The 15,765-nt window shown below is 51.3% G+C and carries 9 protein-coding genes; all 9 read left to right on the top strand.

The genetic code is table 11. From position 1 onward, the window contains the following. Window positions 1-115: 115 nt before the first annotated feature. The 9 genes from SH449x_RS24600 to SH449x_RS24560 all read left to right on the top strand — a co-directional run bounded on the left by SH449x_RS24600 (window position 116) and on the right by SH449x_RS24560 (window position 15,238). Window positions 116-637 carry a hypothetical protein gene (locus SH449x_RS24600; RefSeq protein ID WP_482378724.1) on the top strand — a complete coding sequence of 174 codons (522 nt, stop codon included), beginning with the start codon at window positions 116-118 and terminating at the stop codon, window positions 635-637. 131 nt (window positions 638-768) lie between these two features. Continuing rightward, window positions 769-2,343, top strand: a complete 1,575-nt coding sequence (locus SH449x_RS24595; protein WP_482378723.1) for a DUF1553 domain-containing protein — start codon at window positions 769-771, stop codon at window positions 2,341-2,343. Beyond that, window positions 2,334-3,647 (top strand): DUF1501 domain-containing protein, encoded by a 1,314-nt coding sequence (locus SH449x_RS24590; protein WP_482378722.1) that lies wholly within the window; start codon window positions 2,334-2,336, stop codon window positions 3,645-3,647. Before SH449x_RS24595 ends, SH449x_RS24590 begins: the two co-directional genes overlap by 10 nt. Further along, a complete protein-coding gene (locus tag SH449x_RS24585; RefSeq protein ID WP_482378721.1) occupies window positions 3,644-5,272 on the top strand; it encodes an EF-hand domain-containing protein in 1,629 nt (542 codons plus the stop codon). The genes SH449x_RS24590 and SH449x_RS24585 overlap by 4 nt, the downstream gene beginning before the upstream one ends. 54 nt (window positions 5,273-5,326) lie before the next feature. Further along, window positions 5,327-6,367: an AAA family ATPase gene (locus tag SH449x_RS24580; protein WP_482378720.1), complete on the top strand. Its 1,041-nt coding sequence runs from the start codon at window positions 5,327-5,329 to the stop codon at window positions 6,365-6,367. Then, window positions 6,367-7,278, top strand: a complete 912-nt coding sequence (locus SH449x_RS24575) for a DUF58 domain-containing protein (protein ID WP_482378719.1) — start codon at window positions 6,367-6,369, stop codon at window positions 7,276-7,278. The genes SH449x_RS24580 and SH449x_RS24575 overlap by 1 nt, the downstream gene beginning before the upstream one ends. Next, the gene (locus tag SH449x_RS24570) at window positions 7,275-9,410 is read left to right on the top strand and encodes a BatA domain-containing protein (RefSeq protein ID WP_482378718.1); all 2,136 of its coding nucleotides are present in this window, start codon (window positions 7,275-7,277) and stop codon (window positions 9,408-9,410) included. Before SH449x_RS24575 ends, SH449x_RS24570 begins: the two co-directional genes overlap by 4 nt. A gap of 21 nt (window positions 9,411-9,431) precedes the next feature. Further along, entirely contained in the window at window positions 9,432-12,737 is a 3,306-nt protein-coding gene (locus SH449x_RS24565; RefSeq protein ID WP_482378717.1) for a coiled-coil domain-containing protein, read from the top strand. After that, window positions 12,734-15,238 (top strand): hypothetical protein, encoded by a 2,505-nt coding sequence (locus SH449x_RS24560; protein ID WP_482378716.1) that lies wholly within the window; start codon window positions 12,734-12,736, stop codon window positions 15,236-15,238. Before SH449x_RS24565 ends, SH449x_RS24560 begins: the two co-directional genes overlap by 4 nt. Window positions 15,239-15,765: the final 527 nt, after the last annotated feature.

Genomic DNA, 15,765 nt, shown 5'->3' with positions numbered 1-15,765 from the left:
TTAGACGATGTGTCTAAATTGAATGTATTGCGTTGCAAGGCCGCGCCTTTTGCTTTGCTGTGCATGACAACATGGCGTTGCATCAGCCGGTAGTTATCCAATCTGGAGAATCAGAATGAAAATTTTTCCCTCAGTCCTAATTTTGCTTTTTGTCTACTGCCAATCTAGCACATTGAATGCACAGGACGTGCAGACGAAGTCTCTCGAGGCGAGGGTTCTTGAGTTGGAACAGCGTGTCAAGGCACTAGAAGTTCTTGTTAACAAACTTACTTCTCAACAATCCACAGTGAATAGCGACAATCCAGTTGGCGTCCTGCCAAGTAGTGTGCTCGAACAACTCGGGCCTAACTTTGAAAAGCTAACGCTATCGATGAAAGATGACGAAATATTCGAAACACTCGGATTAATCGAATACAGAACTCATCTCGAATCGCAGAGCAATGTTACGCTCGATGGAGCAGGAGGTAATTGGCGAAATTACATTATTGATGAACGCGGCTATAGGCTTTCATTTCGTGACTTCTTTGGTAGCGTAAGATGTATGGTTAAGCTTCCGGGTGAAAACCAATGGCGATCCAAAGAAACGGCTGCCGCACCAATTCGGCCATCGAATCGAGACCTCAATCCAGACCGTTGAGTCAATTGCACATGCAGGATAACAATCCATTGCATCAAAGTGGCGGATCGGCCGCCCGAACTTTTAGAAACTTTACTTGCCGCCACTCGATGAATGGTGGCGTTAGCCACCTGCATAAACGAGGATTGGTGATGACGATGATTTTCTCGAACCCAACAAAAGCCTCGACCACTATCTTGCTGGCAATTGTTGGTCTCGTTGTTACAGCTTCTTACCTTAACGCGGATTCTCGGGGCGATGAACTGGCAGCTTGGATCGATCAAAAAGGGATTGAGGTTTACGGTGAACTGCCCGAGCTATGCGATGACCTAACCTTTGCTCGGCGTATTTATCTGGACACGATCGGTCGGATTCCGAGTCTTTCGGAGCTGCGAGACTTCCAGGCTAACGGAGACAGTCGTCGCCGGCAGCTCATTCATGAATTGGTGTTCGGAGATGGCGAGCGCGGCGCACTCTATCAACGGCTCGTCTCTTCGCACCTGGCTCGGCAATGGAGGCGGGTTCTGATTCCTCCAGGAACGACGGTCAACGGTGCTCCTGAAACGATTGAACCCTGGCTCAACGAATCCTTTGAGCAAAACAAACCGCTCGACGAAATCATGCGAGAACTGGTCCGTTCGTCACCTAACAACCCAGCCAATGCTTACTTTAATCTGATTGGGGCCGACGCGGCCAACTATGCAGGTCATGTGTCTCGCGTCATGCTCGGTGTTCGTATCGAGTGCGCGCAATGTCATGACCATCCGTTTGCGCCTTGGAAACAACAAGACTTTTGGGGCTTAGCAGCGTTTTATTCGGATCTAGGAATGAATCGTAGCACCGAGGACGCAGGTGTCGGCACAATCGAGTCAGATGGGGTACAGTACACGGCTAAGTACTTATGGACAACCAATCCTGCATTTAGCGATCCCGTAACGGGGCAACCGCCATCGTCGAATCGAAGCGTATCGGGTACTGAAGTTCGTTTGAAACTAGCGAGATGGATTACAGCCAGAGAGAATCCGCATTTCTCTTCGACCATGGTGAATCGTATGTGGCAACAGCTCGTGGGGCGTGGCATTTATGCTGATGTCGAAAATCTAGATTCAGCTTCGCCAGAGAATCGCGTTTTATTAGATGCTCTCGGTGATAAGTTTGCTGAGATTGAATTCGATACTCGCGTTCTGTTAGCTGCTATCTTGAAGTCCAAGTGGTACCAAGCGAAATCCCTCGAGTTCGAGCTTCTTGCCCGTCCTGACCAGTTCGCTAGATCTCTCAAAGCGAGTAGTCCCGAACAAGTATTCGATTCTCTGGAAACATCGTTGCATTTGCCCCTCAGCAGAATCAATCCGTCGTCCGCTCGTTGGAGTGGAGATCGGCTTCAATTAGTCAGTCGCTTGAACGAAACCAGCGGTGTCACGCCCGAGGACTATGCGTCCGGTATTCCTCAAGCATTGATGTTTATGAACGGTAAACTGACGAGCGATGCGATAGACTGGGAAACAAGCCGTCTGCTACGCGCCGTCGTCGAGGCACCCTTTCTCGATGAAGACGCGCGTTTGGATTCCTTGTTTCTTTCGGTATTGACGCGATTGCCAACAGAGGCTGAACGTTCAGCACTCACTACATACTTGCTCGATTTCGATAACGATTCGTCCAAGCGACGCGCGTATGGCGAGGTTCTATGGGCACTCCTAAACAGTCCGGAGTTTGTACTATGTCGATAAAGTTTCAGGGTAGTGGATTCTCGCGCAGGCAGCTTCTCAAGATTGCAGCCGCTTCGATGGCAGGCTACAGCTATTCGGGATGGTTGCCCCGACTGGCCAACGCCTTTCATGGCCGGCGCCCCCCCAAAGCATGTATACTGCTGTGGATGCCCGGTGGACCTAGCCAGATGGAAACGCTCGACCCAAAGCCTAATCATGCCAACGGAGGCCCGACCAAAGCGATTGCAACTGCTGTTTCTGGAATCCATATCTCGGACAATCTGCCATTGATCGCCGCTGAGATGAACCACGTTGGAATCATTAGATCGATGAAGACACGCGAAGGGGATCATGGCCGCGCAACGCAACTCATGCAAACCGGATACCGTCCTATGGGAGGCACGCTCGAGTATCCTGTTCTCGGCTCACTCGTAGCCAAGCAACTCGAGCAAGCTGAATCCCATCTCCCCAACTATGTAGCTGTCGCACCATCGAGGTTCGGCAATCTGGGAAGTGGCTTCTTGGGACCAAAGTATTCTCCTTTGTTGGTTTCTGGCGTTAGTAGCGATCCCACAACCCGTGCCAATCTAACTGTTGAATACATGACTCCGACGGGAATCGGCAGCATGGAGGAATTGGCCAAACGTCAAGAGCTTCTTCAAATCGTTCGCTCGGGCTTTTCTAGCCAATCTAGTTCTGCAATAAAACATTCTGCTATTTACGAGCAAGCGATGCGATTGGTCGAAACAAGGGGGGAAGGTGCATTTGATCTCGACGAAGAGCCTGCGGAGCTGAGAGATGCTTATGGTCGTAGCCGTTTCGGTCAAGGCTGCTTGCTCGCCCGACGTCTTGTGGAACGTGGTGTGTCGTTTGTTGAGGTTTCGCTCGATACAGCAGAGGCTGCGACATGGGACTCGCACGTCGATAATTTTCAAATGGTCAAGGGGCTGTGTGGTACCCTCGATCCAGCATGGTCGACCTTGATTCGCGACTTGCGGGAACGAGGCATGCTCGAATCGACCATGGTGATTTGGATGGGGGAATTTGGTCGGACTCCACGCATAAATTCCACAAACGGACGGGACCACTTTCCTGACGCTTGGAGTGTCGCGCTTGCGGGTGCAGGTATCGCTGGTGGGCAAGTTATCGGCCAAACCAGTCCCGATGGCATGGAAGTCAAGGACCGACCAGTCACGGCAGGGGAGCTTTTTGCAACGATCCTCGAGGTCCTCGGAATTCCATCCGATGCCAGCAATCAACTGGGAGATCGCCCTATCCCTTTTGTCGAAGATTATGCACAAGCAGTAGGGGAGTTGATTACATGAAGCTCTGGGTAAGTGTTGTTCGCAACGCTGCGGCTTGCCTATTATGCACTTTCATTGCGAGTTCCGGAATGACTCGTGGCGATGGACAGCATGACATGTTGTTGCTGCTGCCTGATGGCCCCATTCACTTTCGACTATTTGTCACCGATGGAGATCACCCACTCCGAGCGAAACGCGAGCAGTATGTCGATCGCTTAATCAAAACGTTGGATACCGACCAAGATGGTCAATTGAGTCGACAAGAGACCGCTAAGCATCCGCTGTTCGTGATGGGGCGGCGATTCGACGACAACCCTTTCCTACAATCGCTCCGCACTCGAAAACCATACACTCGGCATGAAATCGATTTGGCAGTAGAGCGATCTGCCGGACAACTTATGTCCTATCGCCAAGAAAACGTCGTCGCTGATCAAGATCTCAGTGTCTTTCGGGTTCTCGATCAAGATGAGAGCGGATTGATCGATGCTGCTGAGATGAGGTTAGCAGCATCCCGTATAGCCGCACTAGACTTCGATATGGATCAATGCATCACTTTTGACGAATTCTTACCGAATCAAACGGCTACTCCCTCATTGGTTGTCGTTACTTCCCTAGATCAAGAGGCTCCCAAGTCAATACTTTCGGAGCTACTACGGGATGCACGAGAACCGACTATGCCTGCTAGATTAGTTCGCATGTATGATAAAGACCGAGACGCACACCTCACCGCCCAGGAGTTAGGCTGGCCTCAAGATCGCTTCTCGATTCTAGATGCAGATCATGACGGCAAGCTCAACATGCAAGAGTTGTCACAAATCGCTAACGCTCATCCCGACGCGGTGTTTTCGGTGAACTTGGGAGAGGCTACGGAAAAAATCCCGGCCGGAATGCAAACTCTGCATGCGAACTTGGACAGCGATTCAAAACAAGATTCGCAGTCGGCAGACGGTTACTTTACCATGAGCAGATCGCATATAAACTTGAGTGTTGGATATCGACATCGAGACCCACTTCGTGAAGCTCGCGAGAATGCCATCACCGTTTTCAACACCATCGACGTGGATGCCAATGGATACCTCGACATGGATGAGATTGCGGAGCATCAACGATTCGCTCGTTACCTTTTCGAAGCCATGGATCGCGATAACGACGGCAGAGTCTTTGCAGAGGAAATGTTGGACTATGTCCGCGAGTATACTGAACCAGCGACGACTACTTGTCAGGTGACGCTTATCGATTCAGGCAATGGATTCTTTCAATTACTCGACCAGAATAACGACGGTCGAATTTCCATTCGAGAGCTGAGGACCCTAGAACAAAGGCTTCGTGAGTTGGCCAACAATGAGGGAGTCATCAACCCTTCTCGTATGCGGCAATCCTTTCGGATTGAGATTCAACGAGGAGGCATCAGCCTATTCGGAAAAGTCAGTCGTACATCTGCGACCGAGGTCACAACTGCTTCGTTAAGACCTCCAACAGGTCCGATGTGGTTTCAACGCATGGACAGGAATGGAGATGGGGACATAACCTGGGATGAATTTCTCGGACCGAGGCATGTCTTTCATGAGATCGACACCGACCAAGATGGACTTATCGATGCCGACGAAGCCACGCGATACGACAAGAAGCTAAAGGACGCCCGCTGACCTGATCTTCTCAAGCCCCTTATCAAACAACCTTTTTCCGAGAAAGAACACCATATGAGCATCACCTCCGAGAGAAACGCTGCTACCGGAAACAAGCTATTAGAACGCGTCGAGCGATTACGATCAGCTCGACAGCAACTCCGAGACGAGTCCGCCAAGGCTGTCGTGGGACAACAAGATGTAGTCGATCTCTTGCTATTGAGCTTGCTCTGTCGGGGACACGTGCTTCTGCACGGTGTTCCTGGATTGGGAAAAACGTTGATGGCTCGTACACTCTCACAGACGCTGATGCTCAAGTTTAAACGGGTTCAATTCACCCCCGACTTGATGCCATCAGACATCACGGGTACGGATGTGATTGAAGAAATGGAAGGGGGAGGCGGTCATCGGCTCAAGTTTGTACCTGGGCCGATCTTTACTAATTTTTTGCTAGCCGATGAAATCAATCGGACACCTCCAAAGACGCAAGCAGCGTTACTTCAAGCAATGCAAGAGAATGAAGTCAGCATCGGCAACTCAACTTACAAGCTCGAACCTCCTTTCTTTGTTGTAGCTACGCAGAATCCCATCGAGATGGAAGGTACTTACCCACTACCTGAAGCCCAATTGGACAGGTTCATGTTCAACATTCGGGTCAAGTATCCCACGGTCAACGAGGAAGCAGCCATCATCAAGGGAACGACCGGTACAACAATACAGCAACCCGAGTCCGTTCTAACCGCTCAAGAGCTAATCGAGCTTCAAGAAATTATTCGTAGCGTACCCGTTTCTGACGATGTTGTGATGTACGCCGCTCGGTTGGTCAATGCAACCCGTCCGTCGAAAGCAAAAGAACAGACTTCAAGCAACTTGGAGATCGTTCGGAAGTACGTGACCTATGGTGCAAGCCCCCGGGCTGGGCAGGCACTCATTCTGGCAGGAAAAGCACGTGCAGTTCTCGAAGGACGTTACCATGTTGACTTCGACGATGTCAGAGCCCTAGCCCATCCCGTTTTGCGCCATCGATTGGTTTTGAATTTTCACGGTCGGGCTGACAACGTTGATTCGGATGATGTAGTCGACGCATTACTCGCCGGGGTGAAAGAGAATTCCTAATGGTCGTTGCAAAAGCAAATGGAGCGCCCGATTGGTTAAAGCCCGAAGAGTTGGCGAAGCTGAGCTCGCTCGAATTGCGAGCGAGTGCCATTGTCGAAGGCTTTATGCAAGGGTTGCACCGAAGTCCGTTCATCGGCTATAGCGTTGAGTTTTCGTCGCATAGACGCTATGGGGCGGGTGATGATCTGAGGCACGTCAATTGGAAAATTTTTGCTCGACAACGCAAGCTCTATGTCAAAGAATTTGATGCCGAGACGAATCTCAATCTGTACCTTTTCGTCGACTCCAGCCATTCGATGCGGTGTAAGGTACGGGGCGCTATGACCAAATTTGAGTACGCATCCGCTTTAGCGGCGGCCATGGCTTCGATCGCGTTGAAGCAACGCGATGCCGTCGCATTGGGATTGATGGATGACGGCATTTCGCATTATCTGGATCCTTCAGTAAAGCCTGGGCAATGGGAGGATTGCATTCGATTACTCTCTCAAGGTCCACGTCAACCGGTAACTTCGTTGGCAAAATCGATCGAACAAGCGGCTGCGCTCGCGAGGCATCGCGGTATCGTCGTTTTGGTAAGCGATTTCGTAGATGATGTCACTGGGATACAGCGTGGATTACAACAGTTACGGCATCGGGGGCATGAGGTTGTGCTGTTGCATGTCCTCGATCCGTTTGAAAGAACCCTTGACGACAAGGGAAAAATTCGCGTTGTGGACTTGGAGAGCCCGAACGAATTGGTTACCGATGTAGAAGGTATTCGCACTGAGTATCTGAAGAGAATCGATCACTGGTGCGAAGAATTGAACGACGCATGTCGTAACCAAGGAGTGGACCGACTCGAGTTGTTGACGGATCGGTCACCAGCCGAAGCATTGGTAGGCTACCTCGTGCGAAGGACAAGTTCGCCATGAGTTTCATTCAAGCAGGGTTTCTCTTTGCAGGTTTGGCGGTCGTCATCCCACTGATCGTACATTTGCTGAACCGATGGCAGGTGAAACGAATCGAGTTAGGGACGATGCGTTTTCTGAGTGAGGTCATTCGAGATGGCGTACAAAGAAGGCGTGTTCGACGTTGGTTCTTGCTGTTGACAAGGATGGCTCTCGTAGGTCTGATCGCTGCTCTTTTTGCCCGCCCCTTCTTTCTCGAATCGACCAAACGAGATGGGGATCGATTTCGCGTCATTCTCATTGACCGATCTGCAAGCATGAGCATGCCCGGACGACAAGGGAGATTAGTGGACGATGCTGTCGCAGAAGCGATCAAGCGAGCAAATGCGTTGGGCGAAGATGCTAAGGTGGAGTGGGCTTGGTTTGATCGACAGATTGAACCAGTACTGGACGACGGTACACGCCTGATTGCCCCGAGAGTGCTAACCGGAGGAACCAATTTCGCGGCGGCTATTGCATACGCGAGGGATCGAGTGCATGCACATCCGACCTCTCTAGCGGATGTATTTCTCATTTCCGACATGCAGCGAAGCGGTCTAAATGACAACTTATCGGAAGTGACCGATTGGAAGTTTCCAGTCGATGTCCCGGTGCATGTAGTCGATGTGGGGCGGCCCGCCGCCAGCAATTTAGCCATCACGAGTGTTGTTGCACCCGCGACTAGACTTCGAAGCCAGCGAGCTTGTAAAGTAACAGCCACACTCTTCAATTACGGTAGTTTGCCGTTCGAGGATGTGCCCGTGGTGGTGATTGCTACGAATGGTTCTCGAACTGTTCAGGTGAAGAAGTCAATTCAATCTGCACCAGGCCAGCCTCAAGAAGTTGAGTTCGATCTGGGGGCACTTGATGTTGGCGTTTGGCAATGTACCGTTTCCGTCGATGTGAATGACGATCTCGCATTAGACAATCAACGTTATGTCGCATTCGAAGTTGCTAAGCCCTACACGGTACTCGTTCTAGATCGTCGAGGCGATGATCAGACAAAAGAAGAACTCGCTCACAATCCCTTTTTGATTGCGGCGTTACAGCAGAATACAGATAGTTTCGAATCATCGTCTCTTTCCGATAATGAAGAACGAGGCATCTCAGAAGATTCCTTGTCGTCAGAGCTCAGTAGAACGAAAAATCGAGTTCATGGTCGGTTCGAACCTCGTTGGGTTTCCTTGGATCAAGAATCCTTTCCCTACTTGGATATTGACGAAACGAGACTCGTTGTTGTTTCGAACTTCGCAAGGTTAAACGCATCGGACATCGATCGACTTGAGGACTATGCACAGCGAGGTGGGAGATTGCTGATCTTCGCCGGAGACCCTGCCCGCGAGGATTGGCAAACAACTTGGGCTTCATCGGCAATTGCCCCCGGCACTTTAGGTAAACAACAACCGAGTGGCGTATCACCGTTTCGAATCGTTTCCTTTGAGTCAACCTCGGACATGCTTGATTTATTCGAAGACCCCCAGCACGGGGACCTCAAGCGTCTCGCCTTTCACAAAATCCAGCATTTGTTTCCGGCATCTGAAACACGAGTGCTTGCGTGGTTCGAAGACAAAAAGCCCGCGATAACGTCGCATACGTTTGGCAAGGGAAACATCGTTTGGTTTCTATCAAGCTCTGACCCCAGTTGGAGCAATTGGACAATGAGTCCATTGTATCTGCCCCTTGTGCAACAAATGGCGGCAGAACTTCTGCAACTCAACGGCGAGGGGCTCATACGCTTTCGAAATGTGGGTGATTCCATCCTCGCGAAGAACGAAGATGTTCAACTAAGCGAACGCAATACGGTTCAAACAGTCAGTCTGGCGACCGATTCCTCAACGAGTGTCGGCATGAAGACTTTCAGTCAAGCTGGTTTTGACAAATCGACCGAGTCACTTTACGTAATTAATACATCGGCGTCGGAGAGTGATACAGCTCGAATCGAACCAAACGAGCTCGGCGAGCGATTTGGGATAACGGTCGTTGCAGGGGATGAATTGGACAAGCCTTTGACCTCGGTTACTGCATTGAAGAGGATCGAGATATGGCCATGGTTGGCCGGTGCTATTTTGGTTCTGCTAATCGCTGAGTTCGCATTGTCGAATCGAACAACCCCATAACTTTTCATTCAGGATCGAACCATGAGCAGCGTATCAATATCTTCGATTCCTAACTCCATGAAGGAAATCGCCGAGAAGTTCAACGCGTTGCGTTGGCGAATGCTCATAACCCAAGTCGCAACGATGTGCTTCTTGATGGTTGCAGTCATACTCGCTTTATGGATTACTTTAACAGCGGTTGACTACTATTGGGAACTCAATCTCGTTTGGCGTCAATCCCTCGTATGGGGAATCTGTGTTCTCTCGGCGTTTGTCGCGGGATATAGCGTTTTACGACAGTTTCGCAACGTGCGGTCCAAGGTGTTCGTGGCCAAAATCGAAAGGGCTTTTGAACCATTTGGGCAACGACTCCGCACGATCCTGGATGCCGTAGACGGTAGAGTTTCCGGACCACCAGAGATGCTAGCTGCACTTGGCAATCAAACTCTGGGGCGATGGGAAACGCTTGCTCCGCATCAAATGATCCCCTGGAGACGACTCGTCGCCAGTACACTTGCCTGCGCGGTTCTGTTCGGAACCTTACTTGCCATGTCACTCGGAGGGCAAGATTGGAAGATCGCAATTCAGCGCGCGGCTGGTTATGAGATTCCGTATACGGTACTCAATGTCACCCCTGGCGACACCAAGATTCTCGAGGGGACATCGCTACCTATCAAGCTTGAATTGGCGGGACGAAAGAATCGAGAGGTGCATTTGCAAATTAGACCATTGTCTGAATCTGAGTGGGTAGTGTACCGTCTTGTCGCCGACGAACGACTGGAATTTACTTATGACTGGAACAAAGCTGCCTCGACTATCGAGTATCAGTTCTTAACCAACGTTGGGGATTCCGCGATCCATCGTATCGAGGTTCAACCTTTAATCGTCGCTGAACGTGTCGAGACTATCGTCACGCCCCCGAGTTATACAGGGCTCGATCCACGAACATTTCTCTCCTCGGAAGTGACGGTACTCGAACGCTCGCAAGTTGAGGTCGTCATCCAGGCGAATCACGTTTTGGTCTCTGCAAGCTTGGCGACTGGCACGAAATCAAACAAGTTAATCCCACAAGAACTGCCATTGTCGACACACTCGAATCGGGTGACTTTTGTGTTGCCGACCGATTCATCGCTTTATTGGAGAGTTGAAGCATCAGGACAAGATGGCATTCCTATGGCTCCTGTCCAAGGACGACTTCGCGTGCGAGAAGACTCTGCACCTGTTCTTCGTTGGCTTGATCCACCCGATGAGATAAAAGTGCACACTTTAGCCGAGCTTCCGATGAGCGTCCAGGTTTCCGATGACTATGGCATTACCGAGTCAGGTATCTTCTTTCGGATTGGTGATGATGAGGAGTTTGAGCTTGTCAGCATGCATAGTGATCAGGATGGTGATCGAGACTCTCATTTCTCAACGAACGTTAGGCTCGAGGAAATACTGCCACTGGAATCCTTTTCCTTAACAGAGCGCGACTTCGTATCCTATTATGCCTACGCGATCGACAATCGAGAGTGGGGGCCACAACGTGTCGAGACGGATGTTCGCTACATAGACATTCGTCCCTTGCGACAATTCTTCTCCGAGCAAGAAATGGAGCCGTCGAATGGCGGTAGCCGGCAGCGTCTCATCGTCCAACTCGATGAAATCATTCGTCGTCAACGTGGCATTATCAATAGCACACGTCGGTTCGATCGATCGGGAGGCATTCGCTCCCCAGATTCTCTAAAAGTTCTCGATCGAATGGCGGAGGCAGAAAGCGAGCTTGCTAGTTTAGCTCGATTCCTAGCAGAGTTTTTCCTTTCACGAGGCAATGACGATATCGAAGCGTTGAGTCAGGCGGAATCAACTTTGTTACAAGCGGCCGATTCTTTATACGCTGCTAACATCCCCCTTTCTATGGTACAAGAAGAAGATGCCCTCCGTTCACTCACCGAAGCGAGACGACAGGTTGAGCAATCCATCCTTGCAAACCCTACGAGAATCCAAACCTCGGAATTCCGACAACTTACTCGACAACTGCAGCAAAAGCTACGACGAGAAGCGCCAAAGACAGAATTGCAAATCGCGGATTCACTTGAGCGAATTGCAATCGAACAAGAGGAACTGGGGCAAAGGATCGCACGAGCCAACTCGAGCGCGGTAGCATCCGACGCCAGTGGCCAAGCTGAGCCAGAGGCTGCAAGTGCAGAGCCCGGTAAACGCGAAGACTGGTACGGGATGCAGGTCGATTTGCTGGAGCGAGTTCAAAACCTCGAATCCGAGCTTAGCGACCGGTTGTCCAAGTCCAAGCTTTTCGCCGAAAGACTCGGTGATGTAAAGGCTGATATGGATCAACTTTCGAAATCGGCAAGAGATAACGAACTCGAGGGTTTTCCCAAGGCGAGTCGAGAGACGGCGGATAAGCTGCGAGAGATGGGTGTCCAATTAAGTGCTCTAGCGGCTTCGGAAGCGATATCTCGCATCGGAGCATTACGAGATATGACGCTGGCGATGGCCAATCGCGAGCGGGAACTGGTAAACGCGGAGAATCCCAAGGCACGAGCCTGGGCAGCACGCCGACTGGCACGCAGGTCTCAGACCCTGTCAGAGCTATTGTCCATCCCAGCGGAGGTGGGCGACGTGGCTATGAGCGAGGTCTCGGATGCATTGAAGGAGTTTGCTCGCACAAATGACTTGGAGGACCGGATCACCGAGTCTTTAGCAGTCGGTGAGAGCTTGGCGGAGGAGCCTCTTGAATCGGAGTCTGGCGATACTGGCACTACTGATGATGTGAGTAACGGAGAGAACGCAAATTTCTCAGATAACAAGACCGAGAAGAACGCTGGGCTAGACCGAGCACGGGATTATGCCGATGCGGCAGATCAATTGAACAACCTCTATAAACAACTGGTTGCACCGCGCTTGAATCGAATTCGCGATTTGGAGCAAAAGGCGAGTCAGCTTTCGATGCAAATGTCGGAATCGACCGGTGGTAAGGGGGGCGGAGAACCAAGTGAGATGCAAGGCCGGAGAGGGCAAGGAGAGCAAGAAACGTTGACTCCTGGTGTTCAAGGGCAGTTGGATCAGTTGGAGAAAGCGTTGAGGCAGGAAGGGCTCGATGAACTAGCCAACGCCCTCGAGTCAGAGGAAGCGGAAAGTGGTGGATCATCCGATGTCCATTTCGGCCTAAATCGGAAACAAAACGCGAGAGGTCGTGTGGAATGGGTCGTTCGAAAATTGCGAGAAGAGATTCAAGAAATCTTGCTACTCGAGGTTGCGGCCGAACGTGAAGCACCCGTTCCGTCCCTTTATCGATCCGCTGTGGACGGGTACTATCGCACGATCGCCGGAGAAGACTCAGAACTATGATCCAGAGCTCCATCCCATTTGCGGTTATGTTGTTCGCAGATAGCTATTTTTCGTGGGTGCCCCCGTTCACCGAGTGGCATATAGCATTGTTAGCACTGACGTGCTTAGCTCTATGGCTTATCGTACGACTGATTTGGGGAGGAGTCCAATCTAGACCGTACTGGGGAATGTGGCTTATGCGGGCCATTTGTCTCGGCATCGTCGGCGTGATTCTCCTCGGTCCAACCCATGTCGAAGAAACACCTGGTAGCGTACAGCGTCCCTCTATTCTCTACCTTGTCGATAGTTCGCAAAGTATGCAACTCGGTGACAAACAATCACGATGGGATGAGGGACTAGGGTTTTTAGCTCTGGCACAGCAACGAGTCGGAGTAGAGCATTTGTCTGATATCCAAGCATATCGTTTTGGCCATCGACTGGAACCATTCAAAAAGCTTACTCCCACGCCAGCGAGTTCGTCGTTGACTCTTGCATCGAACTCAGCCGGACTCGACGAGGCCATCGAACCGCCCAAAGCGGCAGACTCACGGTTGGCCGATGCCTTGCGGGATTTGCTGCCCCAGGTGGATCCGAAGAGGACCAGCGGCATTGTGGTCGTCTCAGATGGTCGCGTGCGCGCAACAGAATCAGTAGAACGACTCGCCGAGTTATATGGCAAGAACAAGGTCCCGATCCACGTCGTTCCTGTTGGAAATGCTGAGGGAACGGGGGACGTTGCAATCGTTTCTCTAGTGACCGCTCAGAAGGTCCGCAAGTATACCGAGAATCAGCTTCAAGTTTTCCTGCGTAGTTTCGGAATGGGCGGTCAACGGACAACCGTCAGCTTGTCGAGGAAATCTCGCGCTGCAGATGGCTCCTCTGCAGTGCTCGCATCGGTACCTGTGACGCTGGTTGATGGTGCACAGAGTGTTACGCTTACCTACAGGATTGACGATCATCCTGAAGATCTCACCGTCCAAGTCGATGTCGTTCCCGGGGAGTTGAGCGAGCAGAATAATCGAGTTGATACTAGAGTCGAAATCGATCGGACCAAGGTTCGAGTGCTTCTCATTGAGGGTAGTCCGGAAAGTGGGGCGCAAGTGTCAGCGAGCGTGCTCAACCAATTATTCGAACTCGGCGGTGCTGTCAGAAGCTCAACAGGTATGACTTCGGTGCAGCTATTCCTTCAACAAGACGCGGATATCGACTGCGTGATGCTGCAAAATACGGGAGGCGGAATATATCAAGGGTATGATGCGTCGAATCGGCAAACGTTTGCTTTTCCCAAAACCCGTTCGGAACTCTTTTCCTACGACTGTATCATTTTTAGCAATGCTAGTACTGAGATGTTGGACGAGGAGCGTGCGGGTTGGATAGCCCAGTGGGTCGAAGGTCGTGGAGGTGGGCTCGTGATCACGGGAGTCGCGTCTCTTGATCCTCGCGAGTGGAAGGAATCCCCGCTCGCTCCTTTTCTTCCCTATCGAGTCGATTCCTTGAATCGCATTGTTTCGTTCACAACACCGATCACAGTATCAGCAACGAGGCACCCGATCTGGAGACTCAAACTGGAGGAAGAGTTGAACAATAAATTGCTTTCTGCCCTGCCAGCTTTGCCTGCGAGCGGAGAACCGCTAGAGTTAAAACCGGGAGTGGAGGTCTTGAGCAAAACCGGTGACGAGAATTTACCAGTCATGATGGCGCACCGCGTAGGCCGTGGTCGCGTGTTCGTGTCGACTGCGAGCATATCGGGCCAAGGAAGTCAAACGCTGGTAAACCGATGGGGTTCGCAGCCAGATCAGCTTGCAGCCAAGCTATGGAGGAACATTGTTTACTGGGCGACCGAGGGTTCCTCGACAGGGCGACGCAGATTGATTGCTACAGCTGACAAGCATTTCTATCGCCCCGGTGAGAACATCACATTGCGAGCGGTATGTTACGATGAGTCAGCGAGGATGACTTCCAAGTATCGATTATGGGCGATGTTGGAGCCTGCCAATCTTGACGATAACAGCTTGTACGCGCCGGTACTGTGGCCTGAAAATTTGCCAAGAGACTCTGGAGAGGTGGGACCTCGAATGGCATGGGGCGAAGAGTGGCGTATTGATCCCGAGGAGGGAGGCGGATATCAGTTCCAGTTAACCTTGAGTGAGAATTCGACGGGTGGTGATGAGGGGTTGCATATCGAACTGACGGCCTATGAAGGTGCCGAGTCGAATTCTTCTTTTGATCACGGCACGCAAGTTGATAGTACATCGTTGAACATTCAGATCTTGCGAGACCCATTCGAGCAGCAGAACCCGCTCCCCAACCACGAGCATTTGGCTCGGATTGCGACGCTATCGGGTGGAAGAGTATTGGCTAATCCAACGGAATTGGAGCAATTGCTACGCTCGAGGCCAACGACCCGAGGTGCACCGAAGCGCGAGGTCTCGCCTGCATGGAGCCATTGGTTACTATGGTCCTGTCTAGTATGCCTACTCGGCACCGAATGGGCTTGGCGAAAGATCAGTGGCATGGCGTAGCCCGCGTTGAATCCCGCAGGCTCGTCCTGCGGATCGTTAGGCATCTCGCTAAGCCCACGATCGCCCCGTTCCGCCATCGAATCCCGCCGACTCGATCGGCGGATTGTTAGATTTCCGATTGGCGAGGCAGGTCCGGATAGTCACGCCGGAAGCGTAACGATCTCCTGGGTAAACCAGGAGCATTCTTAGAGTGTGTGGGGAAGCCGTTATGTGTAGCGAGAAACGTTAGCTTCACCTGGACAAGCCAGGTGCATTCATTCGTTCGCTATCGATTTTTCGAAGCCGTGTATACGATTCAGGTTCGGAATTCCCTATAGCATTCTGGCTTCCTACGTTTCCTATCGATATCTCTAATCTTACTGGACCGTCCGACCATAAGTGAAGACTCAGGAATGGGCCTATCCCCCCGGTGTCAAGATTTAGCTTAGGCAAATGGAAAGCAGGAGCATCCGTCGGAAAGTTGCAAACCGCGACCAGCCATGCGATAATTCTCCGATCTATGGAGGAACGCTTTACAGTTTGGGCAC

The sequence above is a fragment of the Brakhagea baltica genome, from assembly GCF_052161605.1.
GTDB lineage: Bacteria > Planctomycetota > Planctomycetia > Pirellulales > Pirellulaceae > JBKCUI01.
The sequence above is the reverse complement of the archived record's forward strand: the minus strand, read 5'-3'. Positions and strand labels throughout refer to the sequence as shown.

Coding starts and splice junctions, on each gene's coding strand:
- SH449x_RS24590 (WP_482378722.1), top strand. CDS start 2,334: ATGTCGATAAAGTTTCAGGGTAGTGGATTCTCGCGCAGGCAGCTTCTC.
- SH449x_RS24595 (WP_482378723.1), top strand. CDS start 769: ATGACGATGATTTTCTCGAACCCAACAAAAGCCTCGACCACTATCTTG.
- SH449x_RS24560 (WP_482378716.1), top strand. CDS start 12,734: ATGATCCAGAGCTCCATCCCATTTGCGGTTATGTTGTTCGCAGATAGC.
- SH449x_RS24580 (WP_482378720.1), top strand. CDS start 5,327: ATGAGCATCACCTCCGAGAGAAACGCTGCTACCGGAAACAAGCTATTA.
- SH449x_RS24570 (WP_482378718.1), top strand. CDS start 7,275: ATGAGTTTCATTCAAGCAGGGTTTCTCTTTGCAGGTTTGGCGGTCGTC.
- SH449x_RS24565 (WP_482378717.1), top strand. CDS start 9,432: ATGAGCAGCGTATCAATATCTTCGATTCCTAACTCCATGAAGGAAATC.
- SH449x_RS24600 (WP_482378724.1), top strand. CDS start 116: ATGAAAATTTTTCCCTCAGTCCTAATTTTGCTTTTTGTCTACTGCCAA.
- SH449x_RS24585 (WP_482378721.1), top strand. CDS start 3,644: ATGAAGCTCTGGGTAAGTGTTGTTCGCAACGCTGCGGCTTGCCTATTA.
- SH449x_RS24575 (WP_482378719.1), top strand. CDS start 6,367: ATGGTCGTTGCAAAAGCAAATGGAGCGCCCGATTGGTTAAAGCCCGAA.